Source organism: Microbulbifer sp. MKSA007 (genome assembly GCA_032615215.1).
GTDB lineage: Bacteria > Pseudomonadota > Gammaproteobacteria > Pseudomonadales > Cellvibrionaceae > Microbulbifer.
In genome coordinates, this window is the sequence record CP128433.1 from 1,229,678 (window position 1) to 1,254,725 (window position 25,048).

General features: G+C 46.2%; 11 protein-coding genes. All 11 read left to right on the forward strand.

Features of this window, described 5'->3' with window-relative positions:
- Window positions 1-41 precede the first annotated feature (41 nt).
- Complete coding sequence (locus QT397_08180) at window positions 42-749, forward strand: tetratricopeptide repeat protein (GenBank protein ID WNZ57302.1); 708 nt, start codon at window positions 42-44, stop codon at window positions 747-749.
- Complete coding sequence (gene bamB / locus QT397_08185) at window positions 749-1,912, forward strand: outer membrane protein assembly factor BamB (GenBank protein WNZ57303.1); 1,164 nt, start codon at window positions 749-751, stop codon at window positions 1,910-1,912. Before QT397_08180 ends, bamB begins: the two co-directional genes overlap by 1 nt.
- A 146-nt stretch (window positions 1,913-2,058) precedes the next feature.
- Entirely contained in the window at window positions 2,059-3,456 is a 1,398-nt protein-coding gene (der, locus tag QT397_08190; GenBank protein ID WNZ57304.1) for a ribosome biogenesis GTPase Der, read from the forward strand.
- A gap of 167 nt (window positions 3,457-3,623) precedes the next feature.
- A complete protein-coding gene (locus QT397_08195) occupies window positions 3,624-5,087 on the forward strand; it encodes an NAD-dependent succinate-semialdehyde dehydrogenase (protein ID WNZ57305.1) in 1,464 nt (487 codons plus the stop codon).
- 24 nt (window positions 5,088-5,111) lie between these two features.
- Window positions 5,112-5,795, forward strand: a complete 684-nt coding sequence (gene tsaA, locus QT397_08200; protein WNZ57306.1) for a tRNA (N6-threonylcarbamoyladenosine(37)-N6)-methyltransferase TrmO — start codon at window positions 5,112-5,114, stop codon at window positions 5,793-5,795.
- A 164-nt stretch (window positions 5,796-5,959) separates the two neighbouring features.
- Entirely contained in the window at window positions 5,960-6,781 is an 822-nt protein-coding gene (locus QT397_08205; GenBank protein WNZ57307.1) for an MBL fold metallo-hydrolase, read from the forward strand.
- Between the two features lie 242 nt (window positions 6,782-7,023).
- A complete protein-coding gene (locus QT397_08210; GenBank protein ID WNZ57308.1) occupies window positions 7,024-7,860 on the forward strand; it encodes a hypothetical protein in 837 nt (278 codons plus the stop codon).
- The gene (locus tag QT397_08215) at window positions 7,850-8,722 is read left to right on the forward strand and encodes a transglutaminase-like domain-containing protein (GenBank protein WNZ57309.1); all 873 of its coding nucleotides are present in this window, start codon (window positions 7,850-7,852) and stop codon (window positions 8,720-8,722) included. The genes QT397_08210 and QT397_08215 overlap by 11 nt, the downstream gene beginning before the upstream one ends.
- A gap of 107 nt (window positions 8,723-8,829) precedes the next feature.
- The gene (locus QT397_08220; GenBank protein WNZ57310.1) at window positions 8,830-13,404 is read left to right on the forward strand and encodes a hypothetical protein; all 4,575 of its coding nucleotides are present in this window, start codon (window positions 8,830-8,832) and stop codon (window positions 13,402-13,404) included.
- A gap of 254 nt (window positions 13,405-13,658) precedes the next feature.
- On the forward strand, window positions 13,659-20,639 hold the full coding sequence (locus QT397_08225) for a fibronectin type III domain-containing protein (GenBank protein ID WNZ57311.1): 6,981 nt from the start codon (window positions 13,659-13,661) through the stop codon (window positions 20,637-20,639).
- 146 nt (window positions 20,640-20,785) lie between these two features.
- Window positions 20,786-24,856, forward strand: a complete 4,071-nt coding sequence (locus QT397_08230) for an RHS repeat-associated core domain-containing protein (GenBank protein ID WNZ57312.1) — start codon at window positions 20,786-20,788, stop codon at window positions 24,854-24,856.
- Window positions 24,857-25,048 lie beyond the last annotated feature (192 nt).

The following is a 25,048-nucleotide window of genomic DNA, read 5'->3' on the forward strand; positions in this document are numbered from 1 at the left end:
GCCGGGAAAGTTAGTAATCTACAGGAAAGGCAAATTACCCAATGGCTGAGCATCTTACCGAACAAGAACAAATAGAAACGCTGAAGCGCTGGTGGGCGGAAAATGGCAAGGGAATTGTGACTGGCGTCGTGCTGGCCCTGGCCGGTTACTTCGGTTATCAGTGGTGGCAGGGAGATCAGCGCACTAAGGCTGAAGCGGCCTCTGACCTGTACCAGACTTTCGTTGAAGCGGTCTCCGCCAACAACAATCAACCGGACAACAAGCAGCTTACCACTGCCAAGAATGTGGCCGAGCAGCTGAAAGATGATTTTGCCAAACGTATCTACGCCAGCCAGGCTGCACTGCGTCTCGCGGCTATTTCAGCGGAGAGCAATGACCTGGAAGCTGCCGAGCAGCAGCTGCAGTGGGTACTCGACAACACCAGTGAAGCAAGCCTGGAGTTGCTCGCTAAACGCCGCCTGGCCGCTGTTTTGGCGGCCCGTGGTGAGTCTGATGAAGGCCTGAAGTTGCTCGAGGGCACTATACCCCCGGCATTCGCGGCCCTTTATTCTGAGACTCGTGGTGATATCCTGAAGCAAAAGGGTGACATCGCCGGTGCGCGTGCCGCGTACGAGCAAGCACTGACAGAGCTTCTGCCAGAGCAAGCGGGCAACACCCAACTTCTGCGCCTGAAGGCTGAAAGCCTGGCGATAACCGAGAGCAGTGACGCTCAGAACCAAACCGAGCCTGTATCTGAGGGAGACGAGTAATGGGATTTCTGAATCGCGCTGCGGGTCGCACTGCAGCGGTGGCGCTAGCGGTGGCCCTGGCTGCCTGTGCCTCTAATGACGAGAAGGAAGATGTCGACCCCGTCGAACTGGTGGATATTAACTCCACTGTTGCCCTGCAAGAGGTGTGGTCTGCCGATATTGGCGGTATTGACCAAAAGCGTTACGCGATGCTGCAGCCGAGCCTTATCGATGGTCGCCTGATAGCTGCCAGCAGCGATGGTGAAATCAGTGCTTTTGATCGCAGCTCCGGGCGCAAGCTCTGGGAGACAGATCTGGATGTAGATCTGAGCGGTGGTGTGGGCACTGGCCTGGGCATGGCGGTAGTCTCCGACTACCGCGGCCGCGCCGTGGCTCTGGACCTCGAAAACGGCGCTGAGCTATGGAATTACCAAGTCTCCGGCGAAGTAGTTGCCGCTCCAGCGATCGGTGCTGGCGTGGTTGTCCTGCAGACCGTAGATGGCAAGCTGGTTGGCCTCGACGCTACCAGCGGTGAAGAGTTGTGGAGCCACAATACCAACTTGCCAGTACTGACCCTGCGCGGTACTGCAGCACCTGTTATCAGCGGTGGTATGGTGATTGCCGGCCTGGATAACGGCAAACTGCTGGCCCTGGACGCCCGCGATGGCATTCAGCGCTGGGAACAGCGAGTCGCTATTCCCCAGGGCTCTGCGGAGCTGGAGCGGGTAGTTGATATCGATGGTGCTCCAGTAGTGCGCGGCGATTTGGTGTTTGCCGCCAGCTACCAGGGCCGTGTTGTCGCCCTGTCCAAAGATAATGGCCGCGGCCTCTGGGCTCGCGATGCCTCTACCCACCACGAAGTGGCAGTAGGTGGTGGCCATGTCTACCTCAGTGATGCCTCCGGTAGCGTCTATGCCTACAATGTGGGCAGCGGCCAGATCGAGTGGAGTAATAACGAACTATTGCGCCGCGAATTGAGCGGACCGGCTTTCTTCCAGGACGTGGTCGTTGTGGGAGATCTGGAAGGCTACCTGCATGTGCTGGACCCCAATTCCGGACAATTTATTGGCCGCGAGCAGGTGGACGGTGATGCGATTCGCATCCCCATTCTGGTTGATGGCGATCTGATATTTGTGCTGTCGGATGACGGCAAGTTATCAGCTCTACGCCTCGCTGATTCCTGATAATCGCAGCCAACTGACGAGAGGCGGACAGGCTGTCCGCCTTAGGGCTTAGAGCCCGCAAATGGAGCCTGCTGTGCAGGCAAGTTGAAATCGCCCGCCTCGCGCGGGCTTTTGTATTTTTTTATACGGCTAAAACCAGAATTTGTATGCTGCCAGTAATTGCCCTGGTCGGGCGCCCCAATGTGGGCAAATCCACACTTTTTAACCGGTTGACCAAGTCTCGCGACGCATTGGTGGCCAACTACGCCGGGCTTACCCGCGATCGCAAGTACGGTGAGGCGGAGATCGACGGGCGCAAGCTGTTACTGGTCGATACCGGTGGTATTTCCGGTGGCGAAGAAGGCATCGATGCGGCTATGGCCGAACAATCTATGCAGGCCATCGAAGAAGCAGACTTCGTACTCTTTTTGGTGGACAGCCGCGCCGGCCTGACCCCAGCCGACGAGATGATTGCCGAGCGCTTGCGCACCCGCTCCAAGCCCACTTTCCTGGTGGCCAACAAAGTTGATGGGGTAAACCCGGATATTGCCCTGGCACCTTTCTATGAATTGGGTATTGGTGAGCTTTTCCCGACGACTGCTACCCACGGGCGCGGTGTTCGCTCCCTGATGCAGCGGGTAATCGAGGACCTGCCCGAGCAAGAAGTTGAAGAGGAAGCCGAAGAAGCGACCGGAATCAAGATTGCCATTGTGGGCCGCCCCAATGTGGGGAAATCCACCCTGGTTAACCGCCTCTTGGGTGAGGACCGGGTTGTTGTCTACGATCAGCCCGGCACAACCCGCGATAGCGTCTATATCAATTATGAACGCGACGAAAAGCCTTACACCCTGATCGATACTGCGGGCATTCGCCGCCGGAAAAATATCAAGGAATCGGTGGAGAAGTTCTCTATCGTCAAAACCTTGCAGGCGGTGGAAGATGCCAACGTGGTGGTGCTGGTGATCGATGCCCGCGAAGGCCTGGTGGACCAGGATATGCACCTGATGGGCAGCGTAGTACAGGCGGGACGCGCGCTGGTAGTTGCCCTGAACAAGTGGGATGGGCTGGAAGCGGATCATCGCGACTATGTGAAAGCCGAGTTGGAGCGTCGCCTGCGCTTTGTGGACTTTGCTGATGTGCACTTTATTTCTGCACTACATGGCACCGGTGTTGGGCATCTATACGAGTCCATTGAGGGTGCTTACCAGAGCGCTACAGACAAACTGTCCACTAATCACCTCACTCGTATTCTGGAGTGGGCGGTAAGTGAGCACCAACCACCTTTGGTGCACGGACATCGTATCAAATTGCGCTACGCTCACGCCGGTGGACAAAATCCGCCGGTTATTGTGATCCACGGTAACCAGACTGAGCAGGTACCGGCACATTATGTGCGCTACCTGGAGAAGACTTTCCGCAAGGCTCTGGATTTGCACGGTACTCCGGTAAAAATTGAGTTCCGCACCAGCGCTAACCCCTACGCGGACAAAAAGAACAAGCTGAGTGACCGCCAGAAGGCCAAGAAACGCCGCCTGATGAAGTTTGTTAAAAAGAAGAAAAAATAAGAGGCGGTAACTTAGGTTACCTGTAAGCCGGCAAGGGATACTGCCGGTTTGCGCACCACTCCAGCTTCTACAGCCTTAACCCACAATGGAATGGCATTGTGGGATTTCTATCGTACCAGTGATCCCGTTTTTGACGGGGCCAGGGAAGAAACCACAAGGAGAATACGATGTTGAAGCTGAAGAATCCTGCATTGCTGCGCAACCAGTCCTATATCAATGGCCAGTGGATTGACGCTGATTCTGGCGATACCTTCGATGTGTTGGACCCGGCAACTGGCAAGGCGGTTGCCAGAATCGCCAACTTGGGGGCAGATGAGACTCGCCGTGCTATAGAAGCTGCTGATAAAGCCTGGCCTGCCTGGCGCGATACTCCGGTAAAAGAAAGAGCGAAAATTCTCAGACGCTGGTATGAGCTGATAATTGCTAACGCTGATGACCTAGCCATTATTTTGACCGCAGAGCAAGGCAAGCCACTGACAGAGTCCCGTACCGAAATTGTGTATGGTGCTAATTATGTCGAATGGTTTGCGGAAGAAGCCAAGCGCGTCTACGGGGATGTTATTAGCCCGCCTTCCAGTGATAAACGGCTCTTGGTTATCAAGCAGTCGATTGGTGTGACCTGTTCTGTAACGCCATGGAATTTCCCCAGCGCTATGATCGCACGCAAAATGGCTCCCGCTATTGCCGCAGGCTGTCCATTTATTGCCAAGCCCGCCTCCGAAACACCTCTATCCGCACTGGCTCTCGCAGTTCTCGCTGAGGAAGCGGGAATCCCCCCAGGTGTTTTTAATATTGTCGCAGGGGATAAGGCACCGGAGATTGGCGCAGAAATGACGGCCAATCCATTAGTGCGGAAATTTACTTTTACCGGTTCTACCGCTGTCGGAAAATTGCTGCAAGCCCAGTGTGCAGCAACCATGAAAAAAACCTCTATGGAATTGGGAGGTAATGCCCCATTTATTGTTTTTGATGATGCTGACATTGGCGAAGCCGTAAAGGGCGCAATTGTTTGTAAATATCGCAATGCCGGTCAAACCTGTGTATGCGCTAATCGCATTTTCGTGCAAGAAGGTGTTTACGAAGAATTTGCACAGAAATTTTCCGCTGCGGTAAACCAGCTTTCCATGGGCAGTGGTTTTGATAGCGGTGTCGACATGGGTCCTATGATTACCACCAAAGCAGTGAAGAAAACGGAATCTCTGGTGGAAGATGCGCTGCAAAAAGGCGCGCAAACCCTAGTTGCTGGTGGTCCCAGTACTATGGGGGAGTGCTTTTATTCTCCTGTAGTATTGGGTGGGGCCACCGATCAAATGCACTTGTTCAAAGAAGAGATCTTCGGTCCGGTAGCTCCGCTATATAAATTCTCCTCTGAAGAGGAAGTCATTAAAATGGCCAACGATACGGAATTTGGTCTGGCTTCTTATTTTTACTCCAGGGATATCGGTCGTATTTGGCGTGTTGCAGAGGGACTTGAATACGGTATGGTCGGTATCAATGAGGGTATTATTTCAAACGAAATGGCACCCTTTGGCGGTGTAAAAGAATCCGGGCAGGGGCGCGAGGGCTCAAAATACGGTATTGAGGATTACCTGGAAATAAAATATCTGTGTGTCGGCGGTATTGATAAGTAGTTTGTTAAAGTGTTTGGATTTTAAATGGTTGTAGAGCCTATTGCGCGGGTGCATTCCTGCTTTGGAGAAAAGTTTGGAGTACCCCGCCAGCCACTATTGGCGGATGCCAGTCGCGCCAGTATTGTGTTGTTACCTCCCCTGGATACGCCAGATGCAGTTGCCGGTCTGGAGCAAAATAGCCATATCTGGGTAGTGTTCCAATTTCACCAAGCCGCTGGGCAGTGGTCAGCTAAAGTGCGCCCGCCCCGTTTGGGCGGCAATAAGAAACTGGGTGTACTCGCCACTCGCTCGCCCTTTCGTCCCAATAATATCGGGCTGTCAGTAGTTCGTCTTCTGGAGGTGCGCACCTCTCCTAAAGTGGAGTTGATAGTTGCCGGGGCAGATTTGGTCGATGGTACGCCAGTGTTGGATATTAAACCCTATGTTCCCTATGCGGATGCGTTAACGCATGCGCAAAGTGAATTTGCTGACGCAGCTCCAGTGCAAATTCCCGTTACTATCCCCGAGCCAGTTCTGAATAAAGCCAAAGCCTACCGCGATGACTGGGGTACAGATCTCCCCCGTTTAATTGAACAGGTGTTATCCCAGGATCCAAGACCGGCATACCAAAAGACCGACCCTCAGCGCATTTATGGCATGCAATTGTGTGAATTCAATTTGCGTTGGCGTTATACCGATGCCGGAATAGAAGTGGTGGCACTGGAATAACCCTCGACCAGCTAGTTTCAGTATTCTGCAGCAAGTCAGGATGTGTCTCCTCCGTGACTGTCTAGGGTTCGGAAAGGATATGTCATTCATTTTCATGGGAAATACAATTCCCCAAGATACGGCATTCGCCTAAAAATAACGCCTAGCTATCCAAGGGCACAGCTATGCCAGTACGTGAAACCTTTAATTATCAAGGCTTAGATGCTATTCGCGTCGGCCGAGTCAATATGGGTGTTAATACAACCTTTGTTGTTTATCGCCTCAATGGAACCGTAATTGATACAGGTCCCAGCAATCAGTGGAAGTATGTCAAGCCGTTTATACAAAGCGCACCGCTAAAGCAGTTATTGCTGACTCATCACCACGAAGACCATAGTGGCAATGCCGGCGCTATCCAGAAACTTACCGGTGTGCAGGCGGTGGCCCCGGATCTGACTATTGGTATATTAAAAAAAGGCTTCCGAATTCCCCCGATGCAGAAGTTTTTCTGGGGAACTGCGGGAAAAGCGGAGGTGGCACCTCTTCCAGAGGAAGTCTACATTGGTGAAGAAAAAGTGGTTCCAGTATTTAGTCCCGGGCATGCAAAGGATATGACCTGCTATTTACTGCCTGAGCGCGGCTGGCTGTTTAGCGCTGATTTATTTATTGCCAACTACTTAAAGTTCCTGCGTATTGATGAAGATGTCCCTACATTAGTGAAAAGTATAAAGGGGGCCCTGGATCATTCATTTGACGTTATCCTTTGCCCTCATAGAGGTGTGGTGGAGGATGGTTGGCAGCAGTTGAGTAAAAAATATGAGTACCTGCTTAATCTATCTGGAGAGGCGCAGGAGTTGACGCAACAGGGATTTTCCTTGGAAGAGGTTACACAGCGCTTACTTGGAAAAGAGGGATTATTCAGTGCTTTGACGGGATATAACTTTTGCAAGAGGAATTTGATTGCTTCTTGTTTGACAGTTAACTTGGAAGAGATGCCCCGCTTCTAAATTCAGTTCTGGTTTCAGGGTAGCTTAAGCTGCCTGTCCCGCCTGTTTTACTTTTAGTACAAAAAATGTTCGTGACATTCTTGCGCTTAGTTAATTTTATGCCAAAAAGCCATCTATACATAAAAAATTAAAAAATTTTATTAAGGTTGACGACCGTTTTAGATAGTTATTATCATGCGTGGCAACTTGAGTAGTCAGTCCCATTATGGGTTTATGGGGCTAGATAGTACGGGCGATTAACTTTGACAGGATGTTATAGATTAGGAATCCAGCTGATTGGATTGCTGATATTTTTCTTCGGTAGTCAACTAGCAGTGGCTATAGATGAGTCTGCAGATGATCATCATCGTTGCATATCCCTACCCGACCGTCAGTCGTTTACCGGAATTTATGGGGTTGCTAAAAACACATCTGAATTGTGTTTTGCTCGCAGTGAAGAGTTAACTGGTACACTTGATCAATTTATATTGATTGATGTATCTGAAAAGTTACCTGATCAGAATGTACCCCAAGATATCCTTTCAATTACCACTTCTAGAGTTAAGACTAAGAAATTCCTTAAATCCAAGGCCATTCTAGTTTTTTCTGAACCCCACAAGAGGCACTCCTTGGCAAAGCTATGTCAGGAGCTTGTGAGTTCAGGTTTTGAAAAGCCAAAAGTACTGATTGGCAAGAGACCCGAAGAGTTGTCTCAAGCGAAGACCACCATAGTGTCTCCGAATGATTATTTGGTTGAGTTCAGTCATTTTGGCGCAGTTACTCTTGCAGCTACTCACAGTATTGGTGAAGAGCTAGTAAATATGGGAATCTCAGTTGTACCTCACCAGGTAGATGAAGACCTGAATACCAGAATACGCAGTGCATTTATTAGTTATTCACTAAATGGCTACTTGCCAATATTTGTTGTTGCGGAAGATGGGCAAGAACAACGTATAGCAAAAAAGTTAAAACTAGGCTTTAAAGGTGAGGCTTTCGTTATTGCCGGTGGATTAAGTGCTTTAAAGAATGCCGTAAGGAATAGTGCATTAGGTGCAGCTAAACGAGCGGGAGTGGATGGGATGCCGGGCTGTGCAAGATAAGAAGTACCAAGTTAAGTTTAGTCTGCTCGCCTGTTTACTGGGAGCGATAGTATTTGCTTGCTTTTGGGTATATAAGCAAGTTGAACCCAATGATGCAATATATAAAACTATCCAAACGATACGTTATAGTTTTGAAGTTAGTAATCGGTCGAATCGATATATAGCGAGCCCCGTTTTCAGTGCGTTTGCACCGGTAGAGCAAAATTCCTATCAAAAAACGGAATCTATTAACGCTAACTTTCCATTTGAGTTAAAAGTAGACCAGTCAGGTAACCAGGCGTTGTTATTTGATTTGCCTGGTCTAGCTCCCTTTTCCAGCCAAGTTGTCAATATAACCGCTGTAGTAAAGCTGGCCGATAAACCTCAACCATCTACTTTGGAAGACCCACGCTACCTTGGAAGTGAGCCGGGGATTGAAACAAAAGCACCAGAAATAGTCTCTCTAGCCTCTAAACTCAATGGTAATCCAGAAAAGATTAGTAGTTGGCTTTATCGCAATATCAGAGATATCGGCTATGTTGCCGAAGACAGAGGAGCGAGCTACGCAATAACAGCTCGGCAAGGAGACTGTACCGAATTTGCGTCGGCCTTTGTTGCGTTAACTCGATCTTCAAATATTCCGGCCCGTATGGTTGGGGGATTCACTATTGATAGTTCAGGTCGCTTATTTGCTGAAAATTATCACAACTGGGCTGAATACAAGGCTAATGATCAGTGGGAAATTGCTGATCCGCAGAATAATATACTGAATGCCGGATATGGATCCTATGTTGCATTTTATAACTTCGACGAGTATTCACGCTTGAAAAATAGTCAGCGTTTTTTGATTTATGACAAACGTCTGAGTGTGCAAATGCAATAGAAAATAAATAGTTCAGGAGTTCTCGTGAGCTTCTTGAGAATTGCTTTTAAAATTATCTAGATCTTTTCGTTTTGTATTTACGGGCGAAATAATATTGGGGAAATTAAATGAAAGGCTACTTGTCTGCACTTTTATTCATGGCCTTGACTGTGTTTGCTATTCAAGTTTCCGGTTACGGCGTAAATTCGATAGGCGCAGAAAGCTCCCCCGATAATGTTGACGATATAGAGAATATTTTCATAGATAGTGATACTACTATTTTAGAAACTGATAATTTCTATTCGGGTAAGAATATTGTTGTTGATGGCGTTGTGCTCACTCTGACTGGAAAGCACAGCTTTAATAGATTGGAGGTAGTTAATAATGGCCACGTTACTGCTTTAGTAAATGAAATAGTTGATTTGGAAGTGACTACTACCCTAATCGTATCCGCTGAATCTTCAATTAACCTTGATGGTAAAGGGCTAATCGGATCTGGCAGTAGTTATTACGGTGCTAGCCACGGAGGCACTGGCGGCGGACTTGCTTCTGACACGACTTATGGCGACTTTGCTGAGCCAACTTCCCTGGGAACTTCCCACAATTCTCATGCTCGAGGTGGGGGAGCTATAAAGCTTACGGTTGATAAATTAATTCTGGATGGTGGGATTTACGCAAATGGCGTACAGCCTGCTTACTATGGTGGTTCCAGCGGTGGCTCCATCTGGGTAATTGCCAATACTATTTCTGGGCTTGGTGAGCTGTCTGCTAATGGTGGTGATTCTGCAAATTCTTCTTCTTATTATGGCGGGGGTGGTGGTCGTATAGCCCTCTACTACGGACTTAATGAAGGTTTTGATTTCAATAATATCCAAGCCAAAGGAGGTAATTCATACAGCTCTTCTAAAGAGGATGGAGGCTCTGGAAGTACCTATATAAATGATCAATCTACGGGAGAGGGAAGGCTTGGTTTTATAGGTCTAAATAAAAATTCTGCACAAAGTTTATTTCAGGATGATATTCCGGCAAATACTTCCGTTGAATTTGTTAACACGAATCTTGTCCTTCTCGGTGATGTTTCGGGTATTACATCAACGGAATTTGTTAATAGTAATGTAACCATAAAGAATCCTGTTCCCCTCAAAACATTAATCCTGAAGGATAGCAGCCTTATACTAAATACCACAGGGATCCCTCAAGCGGAAGGAAATACTCTGCAACTTGATGGAAGCTATTTAAGTATATATCCGAACTCTACAGATGTACCGCCGACACAGTGGGATTCAGTTGTTCTCAGTAATCAGAGCTCTATCTCTCATGAGGCTGTAAGTGGGGATGGTGATTCGTTGGTAGGTATTAACTGGGATGTGGGCTATCTATTGGTAGATAAGGAATCCTTTATTGATAGCAGTGGGAGAGGCTTGATAGGAGGAAGTACTAGCTTTTACGGTGCTAGCCACGGAGGCACTGGTGGCGGACTTGCTTCTGACACGACTTATGGCGACTTTGCTGAGCCAACTTCCCTGGGAACTTCCCTCAATTCTCATGCTCGAGGTGGGGGAGCTATAAAGCTTACGGTTGATAAATTAATTCTGGATGGTGGGATTTACGCAAATGGCGTACAGCCTGCTTACTATGGTGGTTCCAGCGGTGGCTCCATCTGGGTAATTGCCAATACTATTTCTGGGCTTGGTGAGCTGTCTGCTAATGGTGGTGATTCTGCAAATTCTTCTTCTTATTATGGCGGGGGTGGTGGTCGTATAGCCCTCTACTACGGACTTAATGAAGGTTTTGATTTCAATAATATCCAAGCCAAAGGAGGTAATTCATACAGCTCTTCTAAAGAGGATGGAGGCTCTGGAAGTACCTATATAAATGATCAATCTACGGGAGAGGGAAGGCTTGGTTTTATAGGTCTAAATAAAAATTCTGCACAAAGTTTATTTCAGGATGATATTCCGGCAAATACTTCCGTTGAATTTGTTAACACGAATCTTGTCCTTCTCGGTGATGTTTCGGGTATTACATCAACGGAATTTGTTAATAGTAATGTAACCATAAAGAATCCTGTTCCCCTCAAAACATTAATCCTGAAGGATAGCAGCCTTATACTAAATACCACAGGGATTCCTCAAGCGGAAGGAAATACTCTGCAACTTGATGGAAGCTATTTAAGTATATATCCGAACTCTACAGATGTACCGCCGACACAGTGGGATTCAGTTGTTCTCAGTAATCAGAGCTCTATCTCTCATGAGGCTGTAAGTGGGGATGGTGATTCGTTGGTAGGTATTAACTGGGATGTGGGCTATCTATTGGTAGATAAGGAATCCTTTATTGATAGCAGTGGGAGAGGCTTGATAGGAGGAAGTACTAGCTTTTACGGTGCTAGCCACGGAGGCACTGGTGGCGGACTTGCTTCTGACACGACTTATGGCGACTTTGCTGAGCCAACTTCCCTGGGAACTTCCCTCAATTCTTATGCTCGAGGTGGGGGAGCTATAAAGCTTACGGTTGATAAATTAATTCTGGATGGTGGGATTTACGCAAATGGCGTACAGCCTGCTTACTATGGTGGTTCCAGCGGTGGCTCCATCTGGGTAATTGCCAATACTATTTCTGGGCTTGGTGAGCTGTCTGCTAATGGTGGTGATTCTGCAAATTCTTCTTCTTATTATGGCGGGGGTGGTGGTCGTATAGCCCTCTACTACGGACTTAATGAAGGTTTTGATTTCAATAATATCCAAGCCAAAGGAGGTAATTCATACAGCTCTTCTAAAGAGGATGGAGGCTCTGGAAGTACCTATATAAATGATCAATCTACGGGAGAGGGAAGGCTTGGTTTTATAGGTCTAAATAAAAATTCTGCACAAAGTTTATTTCAGGATGATATTCCGGCAAATACTTCCGTTGAATTTGTTAACACGAATCTTGTCCTTCTCGGTGATGTTTCGGGTATTACATCAACGGAATTTGTTAATAGTAATGTAACCATAAAGAATCCTGTTCCCCTCAAAACATTAATCCTGAAGGATAGCAGCCTTATACTAAATACCACAGGGATTCCTCAAGCGGAAGGAAATACTCTGCAACTTGATGGAAGCTATTTAAGTATATATCCGAACTCTACAGATGTACCGCCGACACAGTGGGATTCAGTTGTTCTCAGTAATCAGAGCTCTATCTCTCATGAGGCTGTAAGTGGGGATGGTGATTCGTTGGTAGGTATTAACTGGGATGTGGGCTATCTATTGGTAGATAAGGAATCCTTTATTGATAGCAGTGGGAGAGGCTTGATAGGAGGAAGTACTAGCTTTTACGGTGCTAGCCACGGAGGCACTGGCGGCGGACTTGCTTCTGACACGACTTATGGCGACTTTGCTGAGCCAACTTCCCTGGGAACTTCCCTCAATTCTTATGCTCGAGGTGGGGGAGCTATAAAGCTTACGGTTGATAAATTAATTCTGGATGGTGGGATTTACGCAAATGGCGTACAGCCTGCTTACTATGGTGGTTCCAGCGGTGGCTCCATCTGGGTAATTGCCAATACTATTTCTGGGCTTGGTGAGCTGTCTGCTAATGGTGGTGATTCTGCAAATTCTTCTTCTTATTATGGCGGGGGTGGTGGTCGTATAGCCCTCTACTACGGACTTAATGAAGGTTTTGATTTCAATAATATCCAAGCCAAAGGAGGTAATTCATACAGCTCTTCTAAAGAGGATGGAGGCTCTGGAAGTACCTATATAAATGATCAATCTACGGGAGAGGGAAGGCTTGGTTTTATAGGTCTAAATAAAAATTCTGCACAAAGTTTATTTCAGGATGATATTCCGGCAAATACTTCCGTTGAATTTGTTAACACGAATCTTGTCCTTCTCGGTGATGTTTCGGGTATTACATCAACGGAATTTGTTAATAGTAATGTAACCATAAAGAATCCTGTTCCCCTCAAAACATTAATCCTGAAGGATAGCAGCCTTATACTAAATACCACAGGGATTCCTCAAGCGGAAGGAAATACTCTGCAACTTGATGGAAGCTATTTAAGTATATATCCGAACTCTACAGATGTACCGCCGACACAGTGGGATTCAGTTGTTCTCAGTAATCAGAGCTCTATCTCTCATGAGGCTGTAAGTGGGGATGGTGATTCGTTGGTAGGTATTAACTGGGATGTGGGCTATCTATTGGTAGATAAGGAATCCTTTATTGATAGCAGTGGGAGAGGCTTGATAGGAGGAAGTACTAGCTTTTACGGTGCTAGCCACGGAGGCACTGGCGGCGGACTTGCTTCTGACACGACTTATGGCGACTTTGCTGAGCCAACTTCCCTGGGAACTTCCCTCAATTCTTATGCTCGAGGTGGGGGAGCTATAAAGCTTACGGTTGATAAATTAATTCTGGATGGTGGGATTTACGCAAATGGCGTACAGCCTGCTTACTATGGTGGTTCCAGCGGTGGCTCCATCTGGGTAATTGCCAATACTATTTCTGGGCTTGGTGAGCTGTCTGCTAATGGTGGTGATTCTGCAAATTCTCCTTCTTATTATGGCGGGGGTGGTGGTCGTATAGCCCTCTACTACGGACTTAATGAAGACTTTGATTTCAGTAAAATTGAGGCAAAAGGGGAGATTCATACAGTTCCTCAAAAGAGGATGGCGGTGATGGTAGTGTTTATATTGAATCGCCAGCTCTTTGGGTAAGAGCCTTAAATATTGATGAAAAAATAAATTTTAATCTCACCGAGCTAACCGTTTATTTTAATACTTCTATTGAATCGTCTTCGATTGAAGTCGATGATTTTAGTCTAGAGGATGAGGGCGGACATTTTATAGCGATCAATAAGGTTGAACATACAGGAGTCTCCCAGGTAGTAATCTCATTTTCTGAGAAATTACAAGAGGGTGATTATAAATTATCGGTAGGTCCAAATATCTTTGCTGCTAATGGTATGGGGATGGATCAAGATAGAGATTCTATCGAATTAGAACCTTATGATGATGTGTATACATACATATTTCAAATAGATACAACGAGGCCAGATAAGCCAGTTGTAGACCTGGCAACCATTCCGGTGCTTCATGAGTCTAATAAGTCAGAGGTTAGTCTATCTGGTAGACGTGAAGAAAATACCTCGATTTGGATAAATGGTATTGAACAGGTTGTTAATGGAAGCGGTGATTGGGCTGGAACTTACTCATTACCAGAGGGTGAATCAATTCTTAGTATCGCTGCTATAGACTTGAGTGGAAATACATCTGATTTAGTTCAATTGAAGTTTTATATAGATACAATTGCTCCTTCAGTAACAAGTGTATACCCCACTGGACTTCATAGCATCTCACCACAAGTTGTCGCGTTAAATGTATTAGAAGCGGGATCTGGTATTGATCTGGAAACCAGTAAACTAATTATTAAACGCAATGATATTTCTCTATCCGGTTCCATAGATTTCTTCGAGGATCAGATTCAATTTACTCCCCAAGCACCATTTATTGATGGTGATTATGAGATTACTGCTCAGGTAGCCGATAAGTTAGGTAATATTTCTTCACAACGTACTTATACTTTTACCCTGGACTACACGCCGCCAGTGGCACCAGTATTGGATGCATTTCCGCAGGTTACTACCGTTAATGCTCAAGTATTTTCCGGTACTAAAGAAGCGGATAGTGAAATATTGGTGAATGGCAACCTGACCGCTGTTAACTCATCTAGCACCAGCTGGAGTACCGAAGTTGCTCTTTTGCAAGGGGATAATGAAATTTCATTTACGGTACGCGACGCTGCAGGAAATGTTAGTGATCCATCAGTTGCACAGATTCGTTATGATAATACTCCTCCCGGGGTAGTAAGCCCGGTAATTGACCCCAGTGGTAGTGGTACTGAGGTGACCCTGGATTGGAGCAACTATAACGAGTTCGATAATGGCAATGACATAGCTGAGTATCGAATCTATCAAAGTGCGGCTAACTTTACTGATATCGCCGGTAAAACTCCGGTAGCGACAGTAGCACAGGGATCTAAGCTGTATCGGGTTGAGGGGTTGCCACGCGGAACGGCGATGCATTTTGCTGTTGTGGCTTATGATTCCCAGGGATTATTTAATCCATCGGTAAGTTCTATTGCAGTGACACCGGTTGATACCGTTGCACCAGATGAAATTACTAATTTAGTTGTGACACCAGGTGCAGATAACCTGATGCTGAGCTGGAATCCTTCTGCTAATTCTGCCGAAGATTTGGCGGGCTACCGTGTGGCATTTACTGAGAGTGATCGAGTGGATGATATTCCACTGTCGTCTTTGGCTGATCCCCAGGCACTGGTTCAATATCAAGTTACTGGTTTAAGTGCGGCTACTTCATATCCGTTACGTGTTTACGTTTACGATAATGATGGTAACAGCTCCAGCGGTATTACCGATTCCGGTACTACCCTATTGCCTAATCCGTCATCGGTCACTGTTGAGGCGAAGAGCAGCCGAATTGACCTTCAGTGGTCCAGTGTTTCCCCATATTCGCTTTTAAAAAATTATGCAGTATATGTAGAAGAAAATACTTTCAGTAGTATTTCGGGTATGCATTATCAATCACTGCGCAGTAAAGGGAGTGAATCTGATACTGAACACAGCTGGTCTATGGCTGGTTTGGAAAACGACAAGACCTATTATGTGGCAGTGGTGTCGGTGAATAATTCCAGTGGCTCTGAACAACTGGTGACACCGGTTGCGGTAACCCCTGTAGCAGATACCGACGGACCAGTAATTAGTGTTGCGGAGTACCAGCAGGGTGGTCAGGTTTTGGATCTAAATACTGCACCGGAATTATCGCAGGATGGTAATTTTAAAATCACGGCAACTGACGATTCAGGAGTAGCTCGTGTTGAGTTTTATTTGGATGGCAAGTTGGAAGGGACAGAGTACACAGCCATAACCAATGTCTTCACCCATGATATTGCGCTGCTTAATTTAGCTGATGGTGATCATGGGTTAACCGTAAAAATCTATGATATTTGGGAAAATGTAATAATTGAGCAGTATCAATTTAGTGTGGCCCTGGCTGCACCTACTGCCCCGCAAATTACTAGTCCATCCGAAGGCTGGTTAACCAATAGCGAGCAGGTAACAATTTATGGTACTGCTGAAAAACAAACCCAAGTTCAGGTTTATCTTGAGGGTGTGCCTACCGGTTATTCTGATACTGTCGATAATTACGGCAACTTCCAGGTAGATATTTCTCTGCAAGAGGGTGAAAACTCAATTACTGTAGCGGCTGAATACCCAGGTCGTGGAGGGTATGGTGCCCAAAGTGATGTGCGTAAAGTTAACCTGGATACCGACATCCCTGATGCGCCAAGCAACGTGACGGTGATAGAGCGAGAGCTGGGCCAGATCTCCCTTTCCTGGGACGCAGTAAGCAGTAATGACAGTAATAACCAAATAGCGGGCTATAACGTTTATCGTTCCAATGCTGAATTTACTTCGGTACTTGAAGGGGAACGGATTAATTCACAGCTATTAACCGAATTGAAACACAGTGACTTACCGACAGAAGATGGCGAATACTTTTATGCTGTTACTGCGGTTAATGAAGCGGCTACAGAGGGCAGTCTGTCCAGTTTGGTAGAAGCAAAGGCTGATAGTGAAGGCCCCCATGCGTTACAAGTGAGCTACCAGACAAACGGCTTGGTGGATAGCGCTAGTGGTCGCCATGGGCCGGGTACGGTAGAAGTAACCGTGCAATTTGATGAGCCATTACGCAATCAACCCTATTTTGCTATGGCGCCAGATGGTGGTGTGCCTGTCGCAGTAGAACTCAGCAAAGACTACAGCAATGACACTCTATATACCGGTAGCTTTATTATCGAGCCAGGCATGATGTCAGGTACCGCTTATGCAGTGATGTCTGCCCACGATAATGTGGGTAATCGCGGCACCGTTATTGAACAGGGTACCAGCCTGTTGATTGATGCTGAGGGCCCTGAAGTTATTGCTCTTACACTAAATCCCGGAGAGCCCTTAAAAGTTCACGAGCAGGATGGTTTGCAAGTGGAAGTGATATTGCAGCTGAGTGATGAAGTTAAAGCTGGGGCAATGCCTGAGCTGCTACCACTGGTGGGCAACACCGTGGTGCCCGGATTGGAATCTGGAATTATCCTTAATCGAGACGCCCAGTCTACTCAAGGACAGCCACTGTGGGTGGGCAGCTTTACCCTGCCAGCCTCTGTCGGCCAGGACGAGGAGGGCAATCCCACTGTAGATACGCTGCGCTTTAGTTTCCTGGCAGAGGATGATCTGGAGAACCAAAGCGATAAAATACGAGTGGCAAACTACTTCCAGGTTTATCAGGGTGACTTGCCACCTCTTGAAATTCCGCAGAGTTTGCAAGCTACTGCATTACCTGGCGGTGAGGTGGCGCTACAGTGGGATTCTGTTGAAGATGCTCGTTATGTTTTGTACCGCAAGGCCGAAGGAGATGCAGACTTTACGGAAGTTTTGCGTCTTTCTGAAACGAGTACTCAAGATACCTTGCCCACTGATGGTAACTACTATTACGGTATTGCCAGTGAACGCCGTAGTAACGACCAGATCGCAGTGAGTTCAATGAGTGTACCTGTCAAAGTGGGTGCCGATAGCATTCTGCCGGCAGCGCCAACGGAGCTGGCACTGGAGTTAAATGGGGCAGGTATCGTCGCTACTTGGCAGGCCCCCAGCGTCGACATTGAGGGTAGCTCCGAAAATGGAGAAACACTGACTTATAACCTCTATCGATTGGCGTTGGCCGAAGGGGAAAATGCTACTCATGAAACTCTGCAATCGGTAGGTCCTCTGCAAACGGGTATCCCCGATACCATTGCCTTGGATAAGGCACCCAGTGAAAGTGAGCATGCCTATGTGATAACCGCCTTGGATGAGGCGGGTAATGAATCTGCTCCCAGTGTGACGGCTTATCTCAATTTTGGTCTTTTACCGGTCTCCGACTTGAGTATTCAGGTAGACGCCAATGGCAGTCCCCAATTGCAGTGGAATCACTCTGGTAGCGCGATTTCTGGCTATCGAGTTTATGTTGGAGAAGAGGGAAGTCTGCAGGAAATCACCAGTGGTTTAATTTCCCATAGTGGCAATCCCACGAGTTTTGTAGATAGTGACTTCAGTGCGGCGGAGCAGGGTGTAAATGCTGAGCGACGCTACACCGTAGTGGCTGAAGATAGTCTGGGAGCTACAAGTATTGGCCACAGCTTGTTATTACCGGCACTCTCAGTGGAAGTGGTTGAATCGAAGGAAGGTGAGTCAGCCATTAAGCGCGGTGTGATGAATGAGGTGCGTTTCCGAGTACAAAATCGCGGTAGTGGCGATATTAGCGGTGTCAAACTCTTTGCGACTGTTAATGATAATGGCACGGCCCGCGAGCACCAGTCTGTAGCCTTTAGTGTGGCTGCAGGTGGGCTGGTAGAAATTCCTATAATTATCGGTGGTTACGACAAGTTGGATACTATCAGTGATATTCAATTGCGTCTGGAACAATCTCCGCTTCCAGGAGAGACGATATTTATTAATACCGCCGATCAGGTTCTCGTTGGGGATGCGGCGTTGCGCTTGGATCTGGAAACCGACACTCTCTATCGCGGTGGTGTTGGGAAAGTCCGCTTTACTCTGGAAAACACATCCGCAGTAGAAACTGAGGTGCTGGTGGCACGCAGCAACGGCAGTGTAACTTCCGATGAAGTACGTATACGAATTGAAGACACGGATAGCAACCTGCTTGCACTTCAATCGGTACAGCAATTCACCGGTAATGTGATTACGGTAGCCAGTGGTGAAACCGTGGCACGTGTCCAGCCAGGCAAGACTTTTGTCTCTGACTGGATTGAAGTGGCTATCCCTGCAGCTGCACCGGATGATGTCACAATCACTTTAGAAATTGATCAGTTCCGCTACCACACTGGAAAAGATACCCAGGTGGCAATTCAAGGTAATGGCACTCGCATCCAGGCTTCACTTCAGGAAACTGCTTACTATGGTGAGTTGGATACTGTAGCTCCGCAGCAAGTTTATGGGACCGAGGAAGTTATCACTATTACCGGGCGAGCCCTCGACCGCGATAGTGACGCTGCCCTGAGTAATGTGCCTTTGTCTTTGGTTATGGAATTGCGTGGCTTTGAGCGCAGCGCTTCAGTCATTACCGATGCCACTGGTAATTTCTCTTACCAGTTTGATCCGCAGGGACAAAGCGGTAATTGGCTGGTCTCCGTTATCCATCCGGACAGCCTCTCTCGTCCTGTTCAAGGTGAGTTTGCAGTACTAACTTCTTCAGTAACGCCTGGGCAACTGAGCGTAAATATTCCACGTAACTACACCCAGGAAATGCCGATTACAGTGACGGCTGGCCACGGTACAGCGCTGAGTGATGTGCGTCTGGAATCGGTGGCTGCACCGGGTGAAGAGCAAATACAAATTCCCAGTGGCTTGCACCTGGACTTGGGGTCTGTCATTGAGCTGGCGGAGCAGGAGAAAGGAGTTATAAATCTTTCGCTCTCTGGCGATAACCTGGCCCCGGATCAGGGCTACCTATATTTTCAGGTATTGGCATCAGTAAATGGTATTGAGCAGTCCCTGGAAAATGTAGCCCTGGAATACAACTTGGCGGAGAGCCGCCCGGCTATAAATTTCACTCCCTCTTATGTGGACAGCGGTGTTGCCTTGGGTGGAACAACGACAGAAACCATCGAGTTGAAAAACACAGGGTTCGATACGCTGCGCAATACCACCCTGAGTTTAGTAGATGGTGAAGGTAATCCGGCACCTACATGGGTAAGAGTTGAGGGTACGGCCGCACTGGGGGATTTGGAAATTGGTGAAGGCCGCGATATCAATATCGCATTCAGCCCAGATAATACTGTGCCTCAGGGAAATTATGAATATCGCCTGGTAGTTGAAGGGGATGGTGGTTATAGCTTCACCTTGCAGTTGTTTGTGGCTGTAGTGACCTCGGAAATCGGCAATGCGTTCTTCCATATCAGTGATATCTACACGGCAACCCTGGATGAAAATAATACGCTCATCCCAGGTTTGACGGGTGCCAAGATCGAGCTGCAAAACGAGCAGGTACTATCTGAAACTCGCACTATCAATAGTGATGCCAACGGTGAAGCATTCTTGCAAGATCTGCCTGCAGGTCGTTATGCCTATCGTGTCACTGCCTTTGATCATGAAAGTGTATCCGGTCGACTCTGGGTTAAACCCGGGGCCACAGTTGCGGAAGATGTTTTCCTGATGAATCAAATCGTTAGTGTGGAATGGCAGGTGAATGAAATTAACCTGGAAGACCGCTACGAGATTACCTTGGAAGCTACCTTTGAAACCCAGGTCCCCGTAGCCGTAGTTATGCTTGATCCCATCAGTGTGACTCTGCCGGATATGCAAAAGGGCGATGTATTTAGCGGGGAGTTGAGTCTCACTAACTATGGATTGATAGGTGCGGAATCAATGATTGATAAATTACCTACCGGTAACGATACCGTGTCCTTCGAGTTTCTTGCCGAAGTACCAGAGACTTTAGAGGCAGGAGAGGTTGTGTATATACCGTACCGTATTACTGCCCTAAGGGACTTTAATCCGAATGAAGATGGCGAGGCTAGTGGTGCAGGTTGCGGTGGCCACAGTTATCAGTATCAAGTGAGCTATCAGAGTCAATGTGCCAATGGGCAAATAGTTCCAGGCGGCACTTCTACCCGCTGGGGCACGGCCTCGTATGGTTCTTGCGGTGGCGGTGGCGGTGGCGGTGGCGGTGGCGGGGGTTATTACTACGGAGGCGGAGGTGGCGGCGGTACTAGTTACGGTGGTGGCTATTCGTCTATTGGCGGTAATGACTCACTGCGTTGTGTGCCTGATCCAGCCTGTGATGACCCGGTATGTAATAAGGATAACAGCCCTCAGTAGACGCGATGTGGCTCTGCTGGTAAGAAGCTAATAAATACAAAAATAGAATATTGTAGTGGATGTTCTACATTCGCCTTTAATAAAGACCAGGAAGTAAGCATGAATTTTTTCACCGGGAACTCCGCACAGGGAATAGTGGCGTATTTATGGAAAAAAATAAGAGAAGGCTTAGTCCCCTCTATTTCGGTGTGATCTTTTCTCTTTGTGCTTCACTGGCAGCCCCTCTGGCGCTCGCTAAGCCAGGTATTAGTAGTGATGGTGCTGCTCCCGCTGCGGTAAGACCCGATAGTCGGGAAGACTTTGAGGATATGCGGGTTAAAGTATTGGGCGGCTACGTGCGTATGAACCGCCGCTGGACTCGTAGTGGCTGGGAATGGAATAGACGCTGGAGCCATATTGAAAAAGACTTTAAAGCGACATCATGGATTATAGGAGGAGATGTCGTGAGCTGTGCGGTTGGCTACGAACGTATTATTCGCAATGGTCAAACTTACATACCGGTAAGTTATGATGCACATTGGAATTGTCTTGGTTTTGATAGGCTTGGAAAGCCGGGGCATTTATACCATTCTCAGCTTGCGCTAACTTTTACAAAAAATGACGGTTGGGGTGACTACACTTGGCGAGATAGAAAAGGCAATCTGATATTTTACCAAAATTTAAACCCAAAATATTATGAAGATAAAAATAGTGTACGTGTAACTCTGGAATATGATGGAAACCGTGTGAAATCTGTTAAAGATCACCATGGAAATATCGTAATTACTTACCACTGGGAGGAATATGAAGAACGGAACGGAGATTCTGCTTACTTACTGAAAAAATTGGAAGATTACACTGGTCGCAGTATCACCTATCACTATGGAGAGGACAGTGAGGACAGTCTTAATTACCGCCAGTTAATTGCCGTTACGGATGTGCGTGGTTTTAATTGGACCTATCAGTACCATGAACTCGATAATGGAAAACGCACTCTCAAAAGCATGACTGACCCCAATGGCCGTGTTACTACATATTCTTCAACGGCTGATGGAGATATTAATGGTAGTAAGAACGCCGATGGTGTTGGTACTAGCTATAGCCATAGCTATGACGAAGAAAAAGAGGAATATCTACTGACCCAGCAGGATAGCTCTGGAGTTATTACTGAAACCTTCAGCAACGCTGCCGGTATGCCATTAAGGAAAGTGGTCGGTGGTGAACTGCAATACAAGATTGAATATCTGTATTCTGATAATGAAACTGCCGATGAATATGCTAGGCAATATAGCACTGGCGTAGATACCAAAGTCTATCTGAATAGTTTAGATCCAATTCGAATTATCAGTAGTGTTACTACCGATGCTAGAGGATTAGAAACCAAATATTATTACGACACCTTTAGAAATATTACCCGTACCGAATTCGCTGATGGCAGTTATACCACTACCGATTGGAATACCGAATTAACCTTGCCCCTCAGAGAGCGGGATGAGCGAGGAGTTATTACTGAATATGAATATGATGAGCAGGGTAATTTACTAACGCTAACCGAAGCGTTGGGAACTCCCGATCAGCGCACAACCCGCTATACCTACGATGAGTATGGCCAGATGATTACTGAGACTACAGGAGAATCTGTAGCAGGTAATACTGCCTTGGCTACTACCACTTGGGATTATGATGGCTATGGGAATGTTATCAAGGTTACTGATCCGGAAGGCAATAGCATTGAATATCGAGATTACGATAGTAATGGCAATGCTAAAACTATAGTGGATGCTCGTCAGAAAACCTGGACACAAGATTATGATTCTGTCGGTAATTTAATTAGTGATTTAAACCCTTATGGTCAAGGTAACATTTATGATTACGATGATACTGGTCATTTAGTTAAAGTGACTGATGCAAGTGGAAATAGTAAGCATATTACGAACAATGCCTCTGGGTTACCACTAGCAGTCATAGATGATGCGGGTAACCTGCTAGAACTTGATTTTGATAGGGGTAACCGCCTTGTAACAACTACTGATTCTGAGGGTGTATCAATTGGTTTGGAGTATGATTACCAAAACCAATTGACTGCTATTATCGATGGCGAGCAGAATCGTATTGAGTATTCATATCAGGGTAACCTGTTGTCAAAAATTGAATATCCAACCTATAAAGAAGAGTTGAGTTATGACAATCGTAGCCGCTTGGTGAAAAATAAGCAGGATGCTAACAACGTAGAGCACTTGCTTGGTTATGGTTACGACCTGGTTGGTAATTTGAGTAGTGAAGTCAACGCATTAGAAAGCACTCATAAATATAACTACGATAAGCTAAATCGATTGGTTGCTATTGTTGATCCAGTGAATGGTGAGGATAAAAAAACTGAATTTGGTTACGATGCTCGGGATAATTTAATTCAGGTGAAAGATCCAGAGGGGCGTCTAACCATATATACCTATGATAAAAATGATCTTCTAAAAACTGAAAGTAAACATATGTTTATAGGCTCTAGCAAGCGGAGGGTTTATAGTTATGACGGCACTGGAAATCTAATTGAAGTTGTAAATCCTGAGCAAGAAAGACTTATTTATAGTTACGATAATGCTAATAGGTTGGCAAAATCAGAGGTTTTTGCCAGTAAGGTTAGTGTGAGTCCGATTAAAGTTGTAGATTATTACTATAATAATAAATCACAGTATGTAGGTTATTTGCAGTATCCAGGTTCTGATATTGCAAATGCTACCCCTGATATTGTTCGACATGGTGAGACATATTCTTACGATAGTTTAAATCGTTTAGAATCTGTTAAGGTAGACTATTACGGTGAGGAAGATGAATCTGAATCAATAGCTTTTTCCAAAGCTTATAGCTACAGCTATTACGGTAATGGTCAGAAAAAGACCTATACTAATCCTGAGGGTATTACTTACACCTACTATTATAATAAAAATAATCAGCTTGCTGCTGTACATATTCCTGGCGCCGGCCAGTTGGCTTGGACCAACTTTCAATGGTTGGCACCTCAGACTTTGCTTCTTCCGGGAGGCAGTACGATCATACTGAGTTATGACGATTTTTTACGTGTTAAAGATGAAATTCTTATAGATGGCGCGGGCAACGATAATGCTCATGCTATTTATGAGTATGACCTGGAAAGTAATATTGAAAAAATTACTACTAAATATGGTAAATATAATTTTGAGTATGATGAGATTTTTCGCTTAAGAAAAGCGAGTTATCCACTGGAAGGTCTTAAGATTGATGAGGAATTTAATTACGACGGTGTTAGTAATCGTATTAGTTACTCATATGTGGGAAGTGATGATGTAGGCGATAGTTTTAAAGCTGTTCAGTCACAAAGTAGCTATAACAATAATAATCAGCTCAAGGCTATTACTGGTGATGATAGTTCAATTTTTAAGTATAACGACAATGATCATACTATTCAGAGAACACAGGCTGATAATACCTGGGATTACCTCTATAACCATGAAGAGCGATTGATTACAGTTAACAAAAATGGGCGTTCTGTCGGGGAATACCGATATGATCCATATGGAAAACGTATTTATAAAAAAACTGAGAGTCTCACTTTTTTCCTATATAACAAAGAAGGTATGGCTGCGGAATATGATTCCAATGGAAACTTAATTAAGGAGTATCATTTCAAGCCAGGCTTGCCGTGGATGACGAACCCATTATTTCAGCGAGTTAGCTCTGGAGAGGTTTTTTATTATCAAAATGATCATCTTGGTACACCAAAAAAGATGATTGATAATTCTGGTATGGTAGTTTGGGAGGCTAGATATAAATCTTTTGGTGAAGTAACTTTGGCGGTTGAAAAAATTCAGAATAATTTAAGATTTGCTGGGCAATATTATGATCATGAGAGTGGTTTATATCATAATTATATGAGGGATTACTCGCCTGATATTGGACGCTATCTTGAAAGTGATCCTATTGGTATTTATGGCGGAATAAATCCCTATATCTACGCCAATTCAAATTCTATCCGTTATGTAGATCCAGAGGGTCTTAATCCATTAGGAGCAATGTTAGGAGCTTTGTGTGCTGCAGTGCAGGGAGGAGGGCCGTGTGAAATATTTTTTGGAGCCTTGTCCGGCGCACTTGGTCCACTTGGGGGCCCGCTAATTGGTGGGGTGGGGGGGCCGTATGTGCAAAGCCTGGAAATGCATGCAAGGATGCAGCTGTCGGTTTTGGTACCGCCGCAGCAGGATCTCTAAGTGAGAAAGATGGGGGTATAGAAAAGAAATATAAAGATGCAGCAAAACGATCAAGAAATAGTGACTCAGGAGTAGCAGCGAAGAACAGAGCTTATTTTAATCGAAAGGCTGTTGCTCGAAATATGAGGAATACTTGGAGAGGTTCAAAAGTTGGTTGTATTGCAGGAATATATATGAAGGCACTTGATATTG

What these genes read in the sequence shown, in the direction of transcription:
- QT397_08180 (WNZ57302.1), top strand. Translation starts at nt 42, where the DNA reads ATGGCTGAGCATCTTACCGAACAAGAACAAATAGAAACGCTGAAGCGC.
- bamB (WNZ57303.1), top strand. Translation starts at nt 749, where the DNA reads ATGGGATTTCTGAATCGCGCTGCGGGTCGCACTGCAGCGGTGGCGCTA.
- der (WNZ57304.1), top strand. Translation starts at nt 2,059, where the DNA reads ATGCTGCCAGTAATTGCCCTGGTCGGGCGCCCCAATGTGGGCAAATCC.
- QT397_08195 (WNZ57305.1), top strand. Translation starts at nt 3,624, where the DNA reads ATGTTGAAGCTGAAGAATCCTGCATTGCTGCGCAACCAGTCCTATATC.
- tsaA (WNZ57306.1), top strand. Translation starts at nt 5,112, where the DNA reads ATGGTTGTAGAGCCTATTGCGCGGGTGCATTCCTGCTTTGGAGAAAAG.
- QT397_08205 (WNZ57307.1), top strand. Translation starts at nt 5,960, where the DNA reads ATGCCAGTACGTGAAACCTTTAATTATCAAGGCTTAGATGCTATTCGC.
- QT397_08220 (WNZ57310.1), top strand. Translation starts at nt 8,830, where the DNA reads ATGAAAGGCTACTTGTCTGCACTTTTATTCATGGCCTTGACTGTGTTT.
- QT397_08225 (WNZ57311.1), top strand. Translation starts at nt 13,659, where the DNA reads ATGGATCAAGATAGAGATTCTATCGAATTAGAACCTTATGATGATGTG.
- QT397_08230 (WNZ57312.1), top strand. Translation starts at nt 20,786, where the DNA reads ATGGAAAAAAATAAGAGAAGGCTTAGTCCCCTCTATTTCGGTGTGATC.